This window comes from Photobacterium satsumensis (assembly GCF_050336935.1).
Classification (GTDB): domain Bacteria; phylum Pseudomonadota; class Gammaproteobacteria; order Enterobacterales; family Vibrionaceae; genus Photobacterium; species Photobacterium satsumensis.
Genome location: NZ_JAKJSK010000015.1, coordinates 116,117 through 134,108 on the forward strand (window position 1 = coordinate 116,117; position 17,992 = coordinate 134,108).

Consider the following 17,992-nt stretch of genomic DNA (forward strand, 5'->3'; position numbering starts at 1 on the left):
ATCCCCCTACTACTGCAATACATGGACTGCGTATAACACTGTGCTACCACAAAGGAGCTGACATGCATAAACTGATGATTGTTTCCCGCCAACAACAAGCCTATGAAGACATGCTGACCGAACGGCCGCTGCCGGGGATAACGCTCACCCAGCACCCGGACGAGGCAACGATCTTGCTGGCCGATCCTCCCAAGGTGGCCCCGCTGCTGCGCCAGTTCCCGGCCCTTGAGTGGATCCAATCAACCTTTGCCGGTATCGATGCCCTGACACAACCGAATCTGCGCCAAGACTACCTCCTCACCAATATACGCGGTTGTTTCGGCCAGCTGATCAGTGAATACGTCCTTGGCCTGACTGTCGCCCACCAGCGCCATTTCACGACCTATCAAACCCAACAGCACACCAATCACTGGCAACCCCACCCTTATCACACCGTCGCCGGCAAAACGATGGTAATACTGGGTACCGGCAGTATCGGCAGCCACCTCGCCAGATCAGCAAAAGCGTTGGGGTTCAATATCATTGGAGTGAATCGCTCCGGTCAGGCACAAGAGCCGGCCTTCTCAGCGACCCTCCCCTTAGCCAAGCTACACGAAGCGCTGGCACAGGCTGACGTGCTGGTCTCAACCTTACCAGCGACCTCTGCCACCGATAATTTGCTCAATGCCGATAGCTTGGGTTACTGCCGCCAAGCCTTGCTATTCAATGTCGGCCGCGGTAATGCGATTTGCGAACCCGGTTTACTCCATAGCCTTGAATCGGGTGCTGTCGAGCACGCCTTCCTTGATGTATTCAAGCAAGAGCCACTGCCCAAAAACCACCCTTTTTGGCAGCATCCGGAGATCACCGTCACCCCGCATATCGCCGCTGAAAGCTTTCCCCATCAAGTCATGGCTATCTTTCGCGACAATGTCCAGCGCTGGCTCAGCCAGCAACCCTTGCGTTATAACATAGACTTTCAGCAAGGCTATTAATTCATCTAACGGAGCTTGGGAACCCAAATGAGCCCTACCGCCGACCAGAAACATCTTGATAACCTGCTTGATCAAATCAGACAGTGCACGATCTGCCAAGATCATCTCCCGCTCGGACCACGGCCGGTGATTCAAGCCGCCAGCAGCGCGCGCTTGATGATTATCGGACAGGCACCCGGCACTAAGGTCCATGAAACCGGGATCCCGTGGAACGATCCGAGTGGTGATCGCCTCCGGCGCTGGCTGGAACTTGATCGTGATACCTTTTACAACCCAGAGCACATCGCCATCATGCCGATGGGACTGTGTTACCCCGGCCGTGGCAAATCTGGCGATCTGCCGCCCCGCCCCGAATGCGCGCCACAATGGCACCCGCAGGTGTGGCCGTTGCTGCCCAATATCGGGATGACCCTGCTGGTCGGTCAGTATGCCCAGCAACGCTATCTCAAGGACAAACCGAAGACGCTCACAGAGACGGTAAAAGCGTGGCGTAACTGGGCGCCACAGTTTATCCCGATGCCTCACCCCTCACCGAGAAACACCCTGTGGCTGAAGAAGAATCCGTGGTTTGAAGAAGAGGTGGTGCCGTATATCCGCGACTACGTCCACCAGCATCTCGAGAAGCGAGATCCTAGTTCCTAGAGGCGGGTTCCTGGGTTCTAAAAACCATACCGCTGTTCCTCCCCCCATAAACAAAAAACCCACACAGCAAGCTGTATGGGCTCTTAATGCTTTTTCCTAGGGCCTAGCAACCTAGCACCCAGGATCCGCTGTTATTTGTGGTATGGCTTTGACAGCTTATGCACCGCTTCAACAAACACGCCAGCATTCTCTGGCGGCACATCGAGGTGGATACCGTGGCCAAGGTTGAACACGTGGCCAGTGCCGCCATCGCCGAAGCCTTCCAGAATGGTCGCGACTTCCTGGCGAATGCGCTCTGGCTGGGCGTATAGCATGGATGGGTCCATATTGCCCTGCAGTGCCACTTTGTCGCCAATGCGTTTCTTGGCATCGGCAATGTTGATGGTCCAGTCCAGACCGACTGCATCACAGCCCGTTGCTGCGATTTGTTCAAGCCACATACCACCGTTTTTGGTAAACAGGGTAACCGGTACACGACGACCTTCGTTTTCACGGATCAGGCCATCGACAATCTTGTGCATGTAGCGCAGTGAGAACTCGTTATAATCACGCGGTGTCAGTACGCCACCCCATGTATCGAATACCATGACCGATTGGGCACCCGCTTTGATTTGCGCGTTCAGGTACTCAATCACACTGTCTGCCAACTTATCGAGCAACAGGTGCAGTGTTTGCGGCTCTGCGTACATCATCTTTTTGATCTTGGTGAACGCCTTTGAGCTGCCACCTTCAACCATGTAGGTAGCCAGTGTCCACGGGCTACCTGAGAAGCCGATTAACGGCACTTCACCTTGCAGATCTTTGCGGATCTGGCGCACGGCATTCATAACGTACTGCAATTCACCTTCAGGATCCGGCAAACCGATCTTGTCGACATCGGCTTTGCAGGTAATTGGACGTTCGAACTTCGGCCCTTCACCCGCTTCAAAATACAGTCCCAATCCCATCGCGTCAGGGATAGTCAGGATATCTGAGAACAAGATCGCCGCATCAAGCGGGAAACGGCGCAGAGGCTGTAGTGTCACCTCACTGGCAAGCTCAGCATTTTTACATAGCGACATGAAGTCACCGGCTACGCTTCGAGTCGCACGATATTCTGGTAGGTAGCGCCCAGCCTGACGCATCATCCATACTGGGGTGCAATCGACTGGCTGCTTCAATAAAGCGCGAAGGTAGCGGTCATTCTTTAGTTCGCTCATTTGGGACTCCATGGTTTTATTATGCGGGTATTGTATCACTCCCGGCGGTCAACAAAAGAGGCCCTTTGTTAACCGGATCAAGTTTATAGTAACAATCTGGTCACCATATTTGCGACACTGTAGGCTCTCGTGGTACAAAATCTGCGCGCTAGCAATAATAACAATGACTTTGCTCGTAGAAGGCAAAATAACTGCACCTTACCCCTCCTCACGGAGGGTTTTTTTATTCTATTTTTGGTGGCTTTCGACCATCAATGCCAACGTCTCGTCTATCAGCGATCGAGCAATCGTACCCGGCGGAGCAAGTGCCGGCAGTTCGTTTCTTGATGCCCAGATTGCGTCGCTCAACTCGGCGTAATCCGGCTTTAGTTCCCCGCTTTGGTGATCGGCCAGAAAACCCATCATCAGATTAGACGGAAACGCCCAAGGCTGACTGCCAAAATAACGGATATTAGTCACATTTATACCGGTTTCTTCCAACACTTCTCTTGCCACACACTGCTCTAGCGTCTCACCGGCCTCGACAAAGCCTGCAATCACGGTATACATCCCGGTTTTATGCCGAGGGTGCTGCGCCAGCAAGATTTTATCTTGTTTGCGGACAGCGACAATAACACAAGGTGATAGCCGTGGATAATGGTGGCTGTGACAACCCTGGCAGGCCATAGCGAGCTCGGCCTTAACTAATTGGCACCCTGAGCCACACTGCGGACAAAATCGCTGAGAATGCAGCATATGCGATAATTGGATTGCCCGGCTTGCGAGGTTAAATAACTCACTATCAAGAGCCAATAGGACCCGCAAGCTATCAAATCCCGATTCATCTGCCTGATCAGGTGCTTCCAGCCAATAGACGGGAGTACCTTGGTATCGGCCAACTTCCACCACGCTTTCAAGATCAAACCCTACTTCACTCGGCTCTTTGAGTGGAAGTTGTTGATCTTCCAAATAGAGCTGGCGATTTTTGACTATGCACCAATAGCCTTTTTCTTGTTTTTTTAACATCAACGTCACATCCATCCTTGCAGGGTATCGCTTTTACTGGCAATCTAAAGTTAATACGGAAAAGGATCCGTAATTCAAGGTTCTCTTTTTTAAGAGATTAACAGGTATTGTTTCCAGTACCCTGTCTCGGTACTGTAGATCATGAGGGCATGGTCATGTTAAGTAAATTCGAGCAAGTACAAAAACAATGGGGTGGCACGAGTGACGTCATCGATCACTGGTTGATGTCTCGGCAACAGCTGCTCATCGATTACTGTAAGCTAGCCGGACTCCCACCGTTCGAGAGTAACAACCGCCAGCTTCCTACCGCTTCCCAACTCCAACTTTTCAGCCAGCAACTGGTCGACTATATCTCCGAAGGACATTTCAAAATCTACGATATGGTCATGGCGCGTTGGAATGCGACAGGGTATTCACCCACCGAGGAAATTTCTCAGCTATACGCACAAATCACCCAGACGACGGATCCATTGCTGAACTTCAGCGATAAATATACCGATATGGATGAAGGTGACGAGTTGCCGGGCTTTGACACCGATCTTTCCACCACCGGCGAGCTGATTGAAATCCGCTTTGCCCTTGAGGATAAGCTGATCGAATTGATCAGTGAGAGCTTAGCCTGCCCGCCGGGCGCCTAGGCGACATCACACCTGTCCTCACCTGCCACTAGCCTGATGCATAATCAGGCTAGTCATCCTTTTATACGCCTTTATCCCGCATCCTGCAAAAACAGCACAAATACAACTCCCCCGGCATCTGTTCATTTTCCCTGAAAAAAGGCAATAAAAAAGGGCACCCGAAGGTACCCTTTTATTCAATGCGTTAACTAACGATTAGTTTTCGTCACTTAGGCCTGCATTCAGGAGTGCAGCAAGGTCTTGCGACGCCTGCTCTGCATCTACCTGAGGTGCAACTGGCTCTAGCTCTGCATCACGCTGACGCTGACGGTTCTGGTGGTACGCGAAACCGGTACCAGCAGGGATCAGACGACCAACGATTACGTTCTCTTTCAGGCCACGTAGCTCATCACGCTTACCAGAAACCGCAGCTTCTGTTAGTACGCGAGTCGTTTCCTGGAACGATGCTGCTGAGATGAACGACTCAGTTGCAAGCGATGCTTTGGTGATACCCAGTAGGTCACGCTCAAACGTTGCTACCAGCTTACCTTCAGCTTCAAGCTTACGGTTAGTAATCGTCACACGAGAGAACTCAACCTGCTCACCAGGTAGGAATTCAGAGTCACCAGAAGATACGATAGTAACTTTACGCAGCATTTGACGAATGATTGTCTCGATGTGCTTATCGTTAATCTTAACGCCCTGTAGACGGTAAACTTCCTGAACCTCGTTAACGATGTATTCTGCAACTGCGTGTACACCACGTAGACGTAGAATATCGTGCGGAGCCTCTGGACCATCGGCGATTACATCACCTTTCTCAACCTTCTCACCTTCGAATACGTTCAACTGGCGCCACTTAGGTACCATTTCTTCGTATGCGTTGCCTTCAGAAGGTGTGATGATTAGGCGACGTTTGCCTTTAGTTTCTTTACCGAACGAAACCATACCCGTGATTTCAGCAAGAATTGCTGGCTCTTTCGGCTTACGTGCTTCGAACAGGTCAGCAACTCGTGGTAGACCACCGGTGATATCTTTCGTACCGCCAGATGCCTGTGGGATACGTGCTAGCGTATCACCGATACCAACCATTGCGCCGTCTTCTAGCTGGATGATTGCTTTACCCGGTAGGAAGTATTGAGCTGGTACTTCTGTACCGGCGATCATTACATCATGGCCGTTTTCATCAACTAGCTTAACTGTTGGACGCATGTCTTTACCAGCACCGGTACGCTCTGCAGCGTCTAGTACAGTAATCATAGACAGACCTGTTAGCTCATCAGTTTGACGAGAAACAGTTACGCCATCAATCAGGTCAACAAACTGGATACGACCTGCCACTTCAGTGATGATTGGCATTGTGTGCGGGTCCCAGTTAGCGATAACTTCGCCAGCTTTAACTTCCGCAGCATCACCTTTAGTTAGGTGTGAACCGTATGGCAGTTTGTAGTTTTCTTTGGTACGACCGAACTCATCGATAACGCTCATTTCTGAGGCACGAGAAGTGATAACTAGCTTGCCTTCGTTGTTAGTAACAAACTTGGCATTATGCAGTTTCATCGAACCGTTGTTCTTAACCTGGATGCTGTTTTCAGCAGCGGCTGCAGATGCGGCACCACCGATGTGGAACGTACGCATCGTAAGCTGTGTACCCGGCTCACCGATTGACTGAGCAGCAACAACACCGACTGCTTCACCCGTGTTCACCAAGTGACCACGTGCTAGGTCACGGCCGTAACAGAACTTACAACAACCGAAGTCATTCTCACAGGTTACAACAGAGCGCACTTTAACCTGGTCAACAGAGTTCTCTTCCAGGATGTCACACCACTTCTCATCAAGAAGGGTGTTACGTGGAGCAAGAACTTCTTCTGTACCCGGCTTGATAACGTCTTCAGCAACAACACGACCAAGAACTCGGTCACCTAGTTGCTCTTTAACATCACCACCTTCGACTAGAGGCATCATAGTGATACCTGCATGCGTACCACAGTCATCCGCTGTAATCACAACATCCTGCGCAACGTCTACTAGACGACGCGTTAGGTAACCGGAGTTCGCTGTCTTAAGTGCGGTATCGGCAAGACCCTTACGAGCACCGTGCGTAGAGATGAAGTACTGCAGTACGTTCAGACCTTCACGGAAGTTCGCAGTGATCGGCGTTTCGATGATTGAGCCATCCGGCTTCGCCATCAGACCACGCATACCCGCTAGCTGACGAATCTGTGCGGCAGAACCACGAGCACCAGAATCGGCCATCATGTAAACGCTGTTGAACGACTTCTGCTGCTCTTCTTCACCGTCACGGTTGATGACAGTATCGAAAGACAGGTTATCCATCATCGCTTTAGCAACTTGCTCATTCGCTGTTGCCCAGATATCGATAACTTTGTTGTAGCGTTCGCCGGCGGTTACAAGACCAGATTGGAACTGCTCTTGAATTTCAGCAACTTCTGCTTCTGCTTCTGCGATCTTGGTGTACTTAGCCTCTGGCACGACCATATCGTCGATACCAACAGACACACCAGAAAGTGCAGCGTATGCAAAACCTGTGTACATGATTTGGTCGGCAAAGACGACAGTCTCTTTCATACCCAATTCACGGTAACAAGTGTTCAGCAACTTAGAAATCTGCTTCTTACCCAAAGCTTCAGTATTTACTAGGGTGTATGGCAGACCTTTCGGTACGATAGTCCATAGCATTGCACGACCAACAGTCGTATCAATCAACGTCGTATCTTCAACCATGTCACCCTGCTCGCTTTTCACGAACTGAGTAATACGAACTTTAACGCGAGCGTGCAGCTCAGCATTACCTGTACGGTATGCTTTTTCAGCTTCAGCAGGACCAGCAAGGTACATGCCTTCGCCTTTCGCGTTAATCTTCTCACGAGTCATGTAGTAAAGACCCAATACAACGTCCTGAGAAGGTACGATGATCGGATCACCAGATGCTGGTGAAAGGATGTTGTTCGTCGACATCATCAGCGCACGTGCTTCAAGCTGTGCTTCCAGTGTTAGGGGTACGTGTACCGCCATCTGGTCACCATCGAAGTCGGCGTTATAGGCCGCACACACTAGTGGGTGAAGCTGAATCGCTTTACCTTCGATTAGTACTGGTTCAAATGCCTGAATACCCAAACGGTGCAGTGTTGGTGCACGGTTAAGCATTACTGGGTGTTCGCGGATCACTTCGTCTAGGATATCCCAAACAACCGCTTCTTCGCGCTCAACCATCTTCTTAGCCGCTTTGATCGTGGTCGCAAGACCGCGAGTCTCTAGCTTGCCGTAGATAAATGGCTTAAATAGCTCAAGTGCCATCTTCTTAGGAAGACCACACTGGTGCAGGCGTAGGTAAGGACCTACGGTGATAACAGAACGACCTGAGTAGTCTACACGCTTACCAAGTAGGTTCTGACGGAAACGACCTTGCTTACCTTTGATCATGTCAGCCAAAGATTTCAGAGGACGCTTGTTCGAACCAGTAATAGCGCGGCCACGGCGACCGTTATCTAGCAATGCATCAACAGACTCCTGAAGCATACGTTTTTCGTTACGTACGATGATGTCAGGGGCTGCTAGGTCCAGTAGACGCTTCAGACGGTTGTTACGGTTGATTACGCGACGGTACAGATCGTTCAGATCAGACGTTGCGAAACGGCCACCATCTAGCGGTACCAACGGACGTAGATCCGGCGGTAGAACTGGCAGTACAGACAGGATCATCCACTCTGGGTTGTTACCTGACTGTAGGAATGCTTCGACCAGCTTAAGACGCTTGGTTAGCTTCTTACGCTTGGTTTCAGAGTTAGTTTCTTCTAGCTCTTCGCGCATCAGCTCGATTTCAGCATTCAGGTCCATGTTGGCCAGAAGTGCCTGAACGGCTTCAGCACCCATCTTCGCGTCGAACTCGTCGCCCCACTCTTCAAGTGCATCCAGGTACTGTTCTTCAGACAGCAGCTGGCTACGCTCAAGGTTGGTCATACCCGGTTCGATTACCACGTAAGATTCAAAGTAAAGTACACGCTCGATGTCACGTAGCGGCATGTCCATTAACAGACCGATACGAGATGGCAGTGACTTCAGGAACCAGATGTGGGCAACTGGAGAAGCTAGCTCAATGTGACCCATGCGCTCACGACGCACTTTAGTCTGAGTTACTTCTACGCCACATTTTTCACAGATAACACCACGGTGCTTCAGGCGTTTGTACTTGCCACAAAGACACTCGTAGTCTTTTACTGGGCCAAAGATACGTGCACAGAAAAGACCGTCACGCTCAGGCTTAAAAGTACGGTAGTTGATGGTTTCTGGTTTTTTCACTTCACCAAAAGACCATGAACGGATCATGTCTGGTGAAGCAAGACCGATTTTGATCGCGTCAAATTCTTCAGTCTTGTGTTGTGCTTTCAGAAACTTAAGTAAGTCTTTCACATTCGGCTCCTGTGAGGAGTTGACCCATAAAGGCGCCAGTCTGCTGGCGCCTTCATATTTATACCGGAGTAACTAATAAGGTTGGCAATGCCGCGCTTATTCGTCTTCCAGCTCGATGTTGATACCCAACGAGCGGATTTCTTTCAACAATACGTTGAACGATTCCGGCATACCAGGTTCCATACGATGGTCGCCATCGACGATGTTCTTATACATCTTCGTACGGCCGTTAACGTCATCCGACTTAACAGTTAGCATTTCCTGTAGAGTGTATGCTGCGCCATATGCTTCTAGCGCCCACACTTCCATCTCACCGAAACGCTGACCACCGAACTGAGCTTTACCACCCAGCGGCTGCTGAGTAACAAGGCTGTAAGAACCGGTAGAACGGGCATGCATCTTGTCATCAACCAAGTGGTTCAGTTTCAGCATGTACATGTAACCAACAGTTACAGGACGCTCAAACATGTCACCGGTACGACCGTCAAACAGTTTCAACTGACCAGACTCAGGTAGATCGCCTAGCTTCAACAGTTCTTTAATAGATGCTTCTGGCGCACCATCGAAGACTGGAGTAGCAATAGGTAGACCGTTACGTAGGTTCTTAATCAACGTACGTACTTCGTCGTCGCTTAGGGCGGCAATGTCTACGTTCTGGCGCGTGTCGCCCAGATCGTACACTTTCTGCAGGAAGTTACGGAACTGGTGTAGTTCCTGCTGCTGCTTAAGCATCTCGTTTAGCTTGTCACCGATACCTTTCGCTGCAAGACCCAAGTGAGTCTCCAGGATCTGACCGATGTTCATACGAGACGGTACACCCAGCGGGTTCAGTACGATATCAACTGTCTGACCTTTTTCATCGTACGGCATATCTTCAACAGGACAAATCTTAGAGATTACACCCTTGTTACCGTGACGACCCGCCATCTTATCACCAGGCTGGATACGACGCTTAACCGCTAGGTATACCTTAACAATCTTAAGGACACCTGGTGCTAGGTCATCACCCTGAGTGATCTTACGGCGCTTGGTTTCAAACTTCTTATCGAACTCAGATTTCAGCTCGTCGTACTGCTCGGCTAGCTGCTCAAGCTGGTTCTGCTGTGATTCGTCATCAAGAGTCTGACCAAACAGCTTCTCGCGGTCCATTGAAGACAGTTTGTCTTCGCTGTAACCTGCGGCAAGAAGAAGAGTACGAACACGTGCAAGAAGACCACCCTCAAGGATCTGGAATTCTTCAGTGATGTCTTTCTTCGCTTCTTTCAGCTGCATCTCTTCGATTTCTAGCGCACGCTTGTCTTTCTCAACGCCGTCACGGGTAAATACCTGAACGTCGATGATAGTACCAGACACAGAATTCGGTACGCGTAGAGAAGAGTCTTTCACGTCAGACGCTTTCTCACCGAAGATAGCACGTAGTAGCTTCTCTTCAGGAGTCAGCTGAGTTTCACCCTTAGGTGTCACCTTACCAACTAGGATGTCGCCACCCTTAACTTCAGCACCGATGTAAACGATACCGGACTCATCCAGCTTAGATAGCGCTGCTTCACCCACGTTAGGGATATCGGCAGTAATTTCTTCCGCACCTAGCTTAGTATCACGCGCCACACAAGATAGTTCTTGGATGTGGATAGTTGTCAGGCGGTCTTCCTGTACAACACGCTCAGATACAAGGATGGAATCCTCGAAGTTGTAACCGTTCCAAGGCATGAACGCGATACGCATGTTCTGGCCAAGGGCTAGTTCACCAAGGTCGGTAGATGGACCATCGGCTAGCACGTCACCACGAGCCACAGGCTCACCCGGCATCACAGTTGGACGCTGGTTGATACATGTGTTCTGGTTAGAACGGGTGTATTTGGTCAGGTTGTAGATGTCGATACCCGCTTCGCCTGGTACCAACTCGTCTTCGTTAACTTTGATAACGATACGAGAAGCATCTACTGACTGAACCATACCGCCACGTTTGGCAACGGCTGTTACACCGGAGTCGACAGCTACGTTACGTTCGATACCTGTACCTACTAGCGGCTTGTCAGCACGTAGAGTAGGAACAGCCTGACGCTGCATGTTCGCACCCATAAGGGCACGGTTTGCATCATCGTGCTCTAGGAATGGGATCAGAGATGCCGCCACCGATACAACCTGGTTGGTTGCAACGTCCATGTACTGGACATGGTCGCGAGGGTGCAGACCTGATTCACCTTTCTGGCGAGCAGTGATCAATTCGTCAGAGAATGAGCCGTCTTCATTAAGCGCGGCGTTCGCCTGAGCGATAACGTAATGACCTTCTTCGATAGCAGACAGGTAGTCGATTTCTTCGGTTACCTTGCCGTCGATAACTTTACGGTATGGAGTTTCCAGGAAACCGTAAGGGTTACACTGCGCAAATGCAGACAGTGAGTTGATCAGACCGATGTTTGGACCTTCCGGCGTTTCGATCGGACATAGACGACCGTAGTGGGTCGCGTGAACATCTCGAACCTCAAAGCCAGCACGCTCACGAGTCAGACCACCTGGACCAAGCGCCGAGATACGACGTTTGTGAGTAACTTCTGACAGTGGGTTGTTCTGGTCCATAAACTGAGACAGCTGAGAAGAACCGAAGAACTCTTTAACTGCCGCAGAAATAGGCTTGGCATTGATAAGATCCTGAGGCATTACTGCATCAAGGTCACCAAGGCTTAGGCGCTCTTTAACTGCACGTTCAACACGTACCAAACCAACACGGAATTGGTTTTCAGCCATTTCACCTACAGAACGGATACGGCGGTTGCCAAGGTGGTCGATATCATCAACTTCACCTTTACCGTTACGGATATCGATTAGACGACGCATTACATCGATGATGTCAGCGTGATCTAGGGTACCCGGACCTGTAGTTTCTTCACGAACTAGCGAGCTGTTGAACTTCATACGACCAACAGCAGATAGATCGTAACGCTCTTCGCTGAAGAACAAGCTTTCGAAAAGCTGTTCTGCGGCTTCGCGCGTTGGCGGCTCACCAGGGCGCATCATACGGTAGATTTCTACCAGTGCACTTAGGCGATCGGTCGTGCTGTCGACACGGATGGTGTCAGACATGTACGGGCCGAAGTCTAGATCGTTCGTAAATAGAACTTCTAGAGACTTGTAGCCTGATTGAGATAGCAGTGCTAGCGTTTCCAGGCTAAGTTCCTGGTTAGCAGCTGCAATCAACTCGCCGGTTTCCTCGTTCACGTAATCACGTGATGCGATTTTACCCACGATGTATTCAACAGGTACTTCGATGTGGTCAACACCGTCTTTACCAAGCTGGCGGATATGGCGAGCGGTAATGCGACGGCCTTGTTCAACGTAAACCTTGCCGTTTGCTTCGATATCAAAACTGGCAGTTTCACCACGTAGACGCTCAGGCACCAATTCCATAACCAGAGACTTGCCCTGAACTTCGAAGTTTACTTTATCGAAGAACATGTCAAGGATCTGCTCGGTTGTGTAGCCTAGTGCGCGCAGGATGATTGAAGCTGGTAGCTTACGACGACGGTCGATACGTACGAATACGTTATCCTTAGGATCAAATTCGAAATCCAACCATGAACCACGGTATGGGATTACGCGTGCGTTATAAAGCACTTTACCTGAGGAGTGGGTCTTACCCTTATCGCTGTCGAAGAAAACACCCGGGCTACGGTGTAGCTGGGATACGATAACCCTCTCGGTACCGTTAATAACGAAAGTACCGTTATCTGTCATGAGCGGAATTTCGCCCATGTAAACTTCTTGTTCTTTAATGTCTTTGACTGTGCCAGCTGGTGCGTCTTTGTCGTACATGACAAGACGAAGCTTCACACGAAGTGGGGCAGAATATGTTACGCCACGAATCTGACATTCTTTAACATCGAAGACCGGCTCACCGAGACGATAGCTAACGTATTGCAGCTCGGAATTGCCGTTATAGCTCTGAATTGGAAAAACAGAACGAAAGGCAGCTTCTAGACCGTAATGCCCTTCTGGATCCTGCTCGATGAACTTTTTAAAAGACTCAAGCTGGATCGACAGCAAGTATGGTACATCCAAAACTTGTGGACGCTTACCAAAATCCTTACGGATACGCTTTTTCTCGGTATAAGAGTAAACCATAGGTTCCTCAGATCGCTGATAAGTGATCCAAACTGCTCAAAACGAGGAGCAGTGACTAATGACACTGTTTATAGTTGGAACAATTCTTGATAACAGAACTGCTTTTTGCATGAATAGTGATTGCAAAACAATGTGAAAACACCACTACCCTACAGCGCAAAAAGGCCGGTGGCATTGTAGCCACCAGCCATTAGCCAATTAAGGCTATGAAGCTAAGTAATTATTACTTAATTTCAACAGAAGCACCAGCTTCTTCTAGCTGAGCTTTAAGAGCGTCAGCTTCTGCTTTGTCAACGCCTTCTTTAAGTGCAGAAGGAGCGCCGTCAACTAGAGCTTTAGCTTCTTTAAGACCTAGGCCAGTTGCGCCACGTACAGCTTTGATAACCTGTACTTTCTGTGCGCCAGCAGCTGTTAGGATTACGTCAAATTCAGTTTGCTCTTCAACTGCTTCTGCAGCTGCGCCGCCCGCTACTACTGCAGCTGCAGCAGAAACGCCGAATTTTTCTTCCATAGCTTCGATAAGCTCAACAACTTGCATTACAGACATTTCTGCAACTGCGTCTAGGATTTGCTCGTTAGTGATAGACATAACAATTCTCTTTGAAATCAACAATTAGTTTAATATAGCGTTCAGATAAAGCAAAGGCGATTACGCCGCAGCTTCTTCTTTCTGATCGCGTAGAGCTGCGATAGTACGTACCAGCTTGCCAGCTGAAGCTTCTTTCATGCACATCATTAGGCGTGCAATCGCTTCGTCGTAAGTTGGTAGTGTCGCAAGAATTTCTGCGTCAGCAACAGCGCCTTCGAATGCGGCTGCTTTGATCTCGAAATCTTTGTTCTCTTTAGCGAAGTCTTTGAAAAGACGCGCTGCAGCACCTGGGTGCTCATTAGAGAAACCGATCAGTGTAGGACCAACGAAAGTGTCTTGTAGACACTCAAAATCAGTACCTTCAACTGCGCGACGTGCTAGTGTGTTACGAACAACTTTCAGGTAAACGCCGTTTTCACGAGCTTGTTTACGTAGAGAAGTCATCGCATCAACTGCAACGCCACGTGAGTCAGCAACAACTGCAGACAGGGCACCATTGGCAGCTTCGTTGACTTCAGCAACAATTGCTTTTTTGTCTTGAAGATTTAATGCCATTGGATATAGCTCCTGGATTTTGCTGGGTTACCCCAGTCATTACACCACTCACTGCCACTATGGCAGGAGAGTCTTACGGCGCAGATCCAAGATAGATTTACATCAATCATGTTCTGGCACCGTCTACGTAGGTAATATTAAGTCAGCTCAGAAGAGCATAACGCCTACGGTCTTTGACGAAGGTTAATTGACAAGCAATCAACCTCAGCCATGAATTTGTGAACGCCGAATTATACACTAATTCAGCGTATCTGCAAATTACTGTGCGTTAGTTTCCAGAGTATTCTGGTCTAGCACTACACCTGCACCCATAGTGGTGGAGATGCTTACTTTCTTGATGAAAGAACCTTTAGCTGAAGAAGGCTTAGCTTTCTTCAGAGCAACTAGAAGAGACTCTAGGTTCTCTTTTAGTTGAGCAGCATCGAAGTCCACTTTACCGATAGTAGTGTGGATGATGCCGTTCTTGTCGTTACGGTAACGAACCTGACCTGCTTTAGCGTTCTTAACTGCTTGAGCAACGTTAGGAGTTACAGTACCAACTTTAGGGTTTGGCATTAGACCGCGTGGACCAAGAATAGTACCAAGCTGACCAACAACGCGCATTGCATCTGGAGATGCGATAACTACGTCGAAGTTCATCTCGCCTTTCTTAACCTGAGCAGCAAGTTCTTCCATACCTACTAGATCAGCACCAGCTTCTTTAGCAGCTTCAGCGTTTGCACCCTGAGTGAATACCGCAACGCGGATTTCACGGCCAGTACCGTGTGGTAGCACAGTTGCGCCACGAACGTTCTGGTCAGATTTACGTGCATCGATGCCTAGGTTAACAGCAACATCTACGCTTTCAGTAAATTTAGCAGTAGCTAGTTCTTTAAGAAGAGCAACAGCTTCGTTGATGTCGTACTCACGTGCAACGTCAACTTTTTCGCGGATAACGCGCATGCGTTTAGTCAATTTTGCCATTGTCTTAACCCTCTACCACTAGGCCCATTGAACGAGCAGTACCAGCAATCGAACGCTTCATAGCTTCGATGTCAGCACCAGTCATATCAGCTGCTTTAGTTTCAGCGATTTCCTGAACCTGAGCGTCAGTAACAGTACCAACTTTTTCAGTGTTAGGACGGCCAGAACCAGACTTAACGCCAGCTGCCTTCTTAAGAAGAACGGCTGCAGGTGGAGTCTTAGTGATGAACGTGAAAGAACGGTCATTGTATACAGTGATAACAACTGGAGTTGGTAGACCTTTCTCGATTGAGTCAGTCTTAGCGTTGAACGCTTTACAGAATTCCATGATGTTCACACCGTGCTGACCAAGAGCTGGACCAACTGGTGGACTTGGGTTCGCTGCACCAGCTGCTACTTGCAGCTTGATGTAAGCTTCTACTTTTTTAGCCATTGCTATTTACCTTAATTTGGGTTCGAACGTCTATTTTTCACAAACAGACTCCCCGTCTAACGAAAGGGCGCGAAATTATAGTCCAATTTCACGCCCTTGACAACTAAAACTGATTACTTAATGATCAGCTTTTTTCGACCTGACCAAACTCCAGTTCAACAGGAGTCGCACGGCCGAAGATGGATACAGATACCTTCACACGGCTCTTGTCGTAGTCAACTTCTTCGACAACACCGTTAAAGTCTGCGAACGGGCCATCCGTAACACGGACAACTTCACCCGGTTCAAAGACAGTCTTGTGAACAGGCGATTCACTCGCTTTCTCAAGACGGTTAAGAATAGCATCTGCCTCTTTATCAGAGATCGGAGCCGGACGGTCAGATGTACCGCCGATGAACCCCATTACACGAGGGATACTACGTACCAGATGCCATGTCTCATCGTTCATCACCATCTGTACAAGCACATAGCCAGGGAAGAACTTACGTTCACTCTTACGGCGCTGGCCAGCACGCACTTCCACAACTTCTTCTGTCGGGACAAGTACTTCTTCGAAGTGCTCTTCCATGCCGTGCATTTTGATATGCTCACGTAGGGATTGTGCTACACGACCTTCAAAACCAGAGAAGGCCTGTACTACATACCATCGTTTTTTTGGAGCTTCGCTCATGAACTCTTACCTCACACACCGGTAACTAGGCGGACTAGACGGACCATGATGCCGTCGATGCCCCACAAGGCTAACGCCATAATGACAGTGACAGCTAAAACGATAAAGGTTGTCTGCGTAGCTTCCTGACGAGTAGGCCATACTACCTTGCGGACTTCCATGCGCGATTCGCGGGCAAACGAAATCGCGGTTTTACCTTTTGCTGTAAGTGCGGCAATACCACCAGCTGCAGCCACAAGGACAACAACCGCGGCAGCGCGTAGCACTACAGAAACATCACTGTACAGGTAATTACCAACCACAGCGGCAGCTAGCAAGGCAAATACAGCGACCCATTTAAGGCCATCCATACCACCAGAGCTGCTTTGGTTTTCGGCATTCGCTTTCATACAACCAACCTGTAACTAGTCTCAATATAGACGAAAATAACCCCGCATAAGCGAGGCTGTAATGAAGGAAAGCTCTAAAGCTTTAATTACAAACAAAAAACTTCATCATAGTAAAATTTTTTTCCTGCACGCTTGAGCAAAAAATATGCAAAACCAAGCAACAGTGCAGAAAAAGGGCATCAAATGATGCCCTTTTTAGTACCGTCTCGTCAAATATTATTCAACGATAGTTGCAACAACACCAGCACCAACTGTACGGCCACCTTCACGGATAGCAAAACGTAGACCTTCGTCCATCGCGATAGGCGCGATTAGAGTAACAGTCATAGAGATGTTATCACCAGGCATTACCATTTCTACGCCTTCAGGTAGCTCGATAGTACCTGTTACGTCAGTTGTACGGAAGTAGAACTGTGGACGGTAACCTTTGAAGAAAGGAGTGTGACGACCGCCTTCATCTTTAGAAAGAACATAGATTTCTGAAGTGAAAGTAGTGTGYGGAGTGATTGAASCTGGCTTAGCAAGAACCTGACCACGCTCAACTTCGTCACGCTTAGTACCACGTAGAAGAACACCAACGTTCTCACCAGCACGGCCTTCGTCAAGAAGCTTACGGAACATCTCAACACCAGTACAAGTAGTWGTRGTAGTKTCTTTGATACCGATGATTTCTACTTCGTCACCTACAGTGATGATACCTTGCTCAACACGACCAGTTACAACAGTACCACGGCCCTGGATTGAGAATACATCTTCGATAGGAAGGATGAATGGTAGATCGATTGCACGCTCTGGCTCTGGGATGTAGTTATCTAGAGCTTCAGCTAGTTCAACAATCTTGTCTTCCCACTCTTTCTCGCCGTTTAGAGCGCCAAGAGCAGAACCCATGATTACTGGGCAGTCATCACCTGGGAATTCGTACTCAGAAAGAAGTTCACGAACTTCCATCTCAACTAGCTCTAGAAGCTCTTCGTCATCAACCATGTCACACTTGTTCATGAACACGATGATGTAAGGGATACCAACCTGACGGCCTAGTAGGATGTGCTCACGAGTCTGAGGCATAGGGCCATCAGTTGCAGCAACAACTAGGATACCACCGTCCATCTGCGCAGCACCAGTGATCATGTTTTTAACGTAATCGGCGTGTCCTGGGCAGTCTACGTGTGCGTAGTGACGAGTTGGAGTATCGTACTCTACGTGAGAAGTAGAGATTGTGATACCACGCTCGCGCTCTTCTGGAGCGTTATCGATAGATGCGAAGTCTTTAGCTTGGCCACCGTACACTTTTGCAAGCGTAGTACAGATAGCAGCAGTTAGAGTTGTTTTACCGTGGTCAACGTGGCCGATAGTACCAACGTTAACGTGCGGTTTTACGCGTTCAAATTTTTCTTTAGACA

14 protein-coding genes are annotated in these 17,992 nt (G+C 49.1%); 3 read left to right on the top strand and 11 right to left on the bottom strand.

What is annotated here, in order from left to right:
- Positions 1–62 precede the first annotated feature (62 nt).
- Together L4D79_RS25325 and L4D79_RS25330 are read left to right on the top strand one after the other, a co-directional pair.
- Positions 63–974 (top strand): D-2-hydroxyacid dehydrogenase, encoded by a 912-nt coding sequence (locus L4D79_RS25325; protein ID WP_428655670.1) that lies wholly within the window; start codon positions 63–65, stop codon positions 972–974.
- 27 nt (positions 975–1,001) lie between these two features.
- Positions 1,002–1,616 carry a uracil-DNA glycosylase family protein gene (locus L4D79_RS25330; RefSeq protein ID WP_428655672.1) on the top strand — a complete coding sequence of 205 codons (615 nt, stop codon included), beginning with the start codon at positions 1,002–1,004 and terminating at the stop codon, positions 1,614–1,616.
- Positions 1,617–1,747: 131 nt separating this feature from the next.
- Here the strand turns inward: L4D79_RS25330 and hemE are convergent, their stop codons facing one another.
- A complete protein-coding gene (hemE, locus tag L4D79_RS25335) occupies positions 1,748–2,815 on the bottom strand; it encodes a uroporphyrinogen decarboxylase (RefSeq protein WP_428655674.1) in 1,068 nt (355 codons plus the stop codon).
- Positions 2,816–3,043: 228 nt separating this feature from the next.
- Entirely contained in the window at positions 3,044–3,820 is a 777-nt protein-coding gene (gene nudC / locus L4D79_RS25340) for an NAD(+) diphosphatase (protein WP_428655676.1), read from the bottom strand.
- Positions 3,821–3,969: 149 nt separating this feature from the next.
- Between nudC and rsd the strand changes: the two genes are divergently transcribed.
- Entirely contained in the window at positions 3,970–4,458 is a 489-nt protein-coding gene (gene rsd, locus L4D79_RS25345; protein WP_428655679.1) for a sigma D regulator, read from the top strand.
- 195 nt (positions 4,459–4,653) lie between these two features.
- Here the strand turns inward: rsd and rpoC are convergent, their stop codons facing one another.
- From rpoC to tuf, 9 genes are all read right to left on the bottom strand, one after another.
- Positions 4,654–8,871 carry a DNA-directed RNA polymerase subunit beta' gene (gene rpoC, locus L4D79_RS25350; protein ID WP_428655681.1) on the bottom strand — a complete coding sequence of 1,406 codons (4,218 nt, stop codon included), beginning with the start codon at positions 8,869–8,871 and terminating at the stop codon, positions 4,654–4,656.
- Positions 8,872–8,967: 96 nt separating this feature from the next.
- Positions 8,968–12,993, bottom strand: a complete 4,026-nt coding sequence (gene rpoB / locus L4D79_RS25355) for a DNA-directed RNA polymerase subunit beta (RefSeq protein WP_428655683.1) — start codon at positions 12,991–12,993, stop codon at positions 8,968–8,970.
- Between the two features lie 223 nt (positions 12,994–13,216).
- Positions 13,217–13,582, bottom strand: coding sequence for a 50S ribosomal protein L7/L12 (gene rplL, locus L4D79_RS25360; RefSeq protein WP_428655685.1), 366 nt, complete (start codon positions 13,580–13,582; stop codon positions 13,217–13,219).
- 60 nt (positions 13,583–13,642) lie between these two features.
- Positions 13,643–14,137, bottom strand: coding sequence for a 50S ribosomal protein L10 (gene rplJ / locus L4D79_RS25365; protein ID WP_075763490.1), 495 nt, complete (start codon positions 14,135–14,137; stop codon positions 13,643–13,645).
- 258 nt (positions 14,138–14,395) lie between these two features.
- Positions 14,396–15,100 carry a 50S ribosomal protein L1 gene (gene rplA / locus L4D79_RS25370; protein ID WP_428655687.1) on the bottom strand — a complete coding sequence of 235 codons (705 nt, stop codon included), beginning with the start codon at positions 15,098–15,100 and terminating at the stop codon, positions 14,396–14,398.
- Positions 15,101–15,104: 4 nt separating this feature from the next.
- Positions 15,105–15,533: a 50S ribosomal protein L11 gene (rplK, locus tag L4D79_RS25375; RefSeq protein ID WP_428655689.1), complete on the bottom strand. Its 429-nt coding sequence runs from the start codon at positions 15,531–15,533 to the stop codon at positions 15,105–15,107.
- 124 nt (positions 15,534–15,657) lie between these two features.
- Complete coding sequence (nusG, locus tag L4D79_RS25380; RefSeq protein ID WP_047874630.1) at positions 15,658–16,203, bottom strand: transcription termination/antitermination protein NusG; 546 nt, start codon at positions 16,201–16,203, stop codon at positions 15,658–15,660.
- Positions 16,204–16,214: 11 nt separating this feature from the next.
- Entirely contained in the window at positions 16,215–16,592 is a 378-nt protein-coding gene (gene secE / locus L4D79_RS25385) for a preprotein translocase subunit SecE (protein ID WP_107350963.1), read from the bottom strand.
- Between the two features lie 216 nt (positions 16,593–16,808).
- On the bottom strand, positions 16,809–17,992 hold a 1,184-nt coding region (gene tuf / locus L4D79_RS25390; RefSeq protein ID WP_428655692.1), incomplete at its 5' end, for an elongation factor Tu.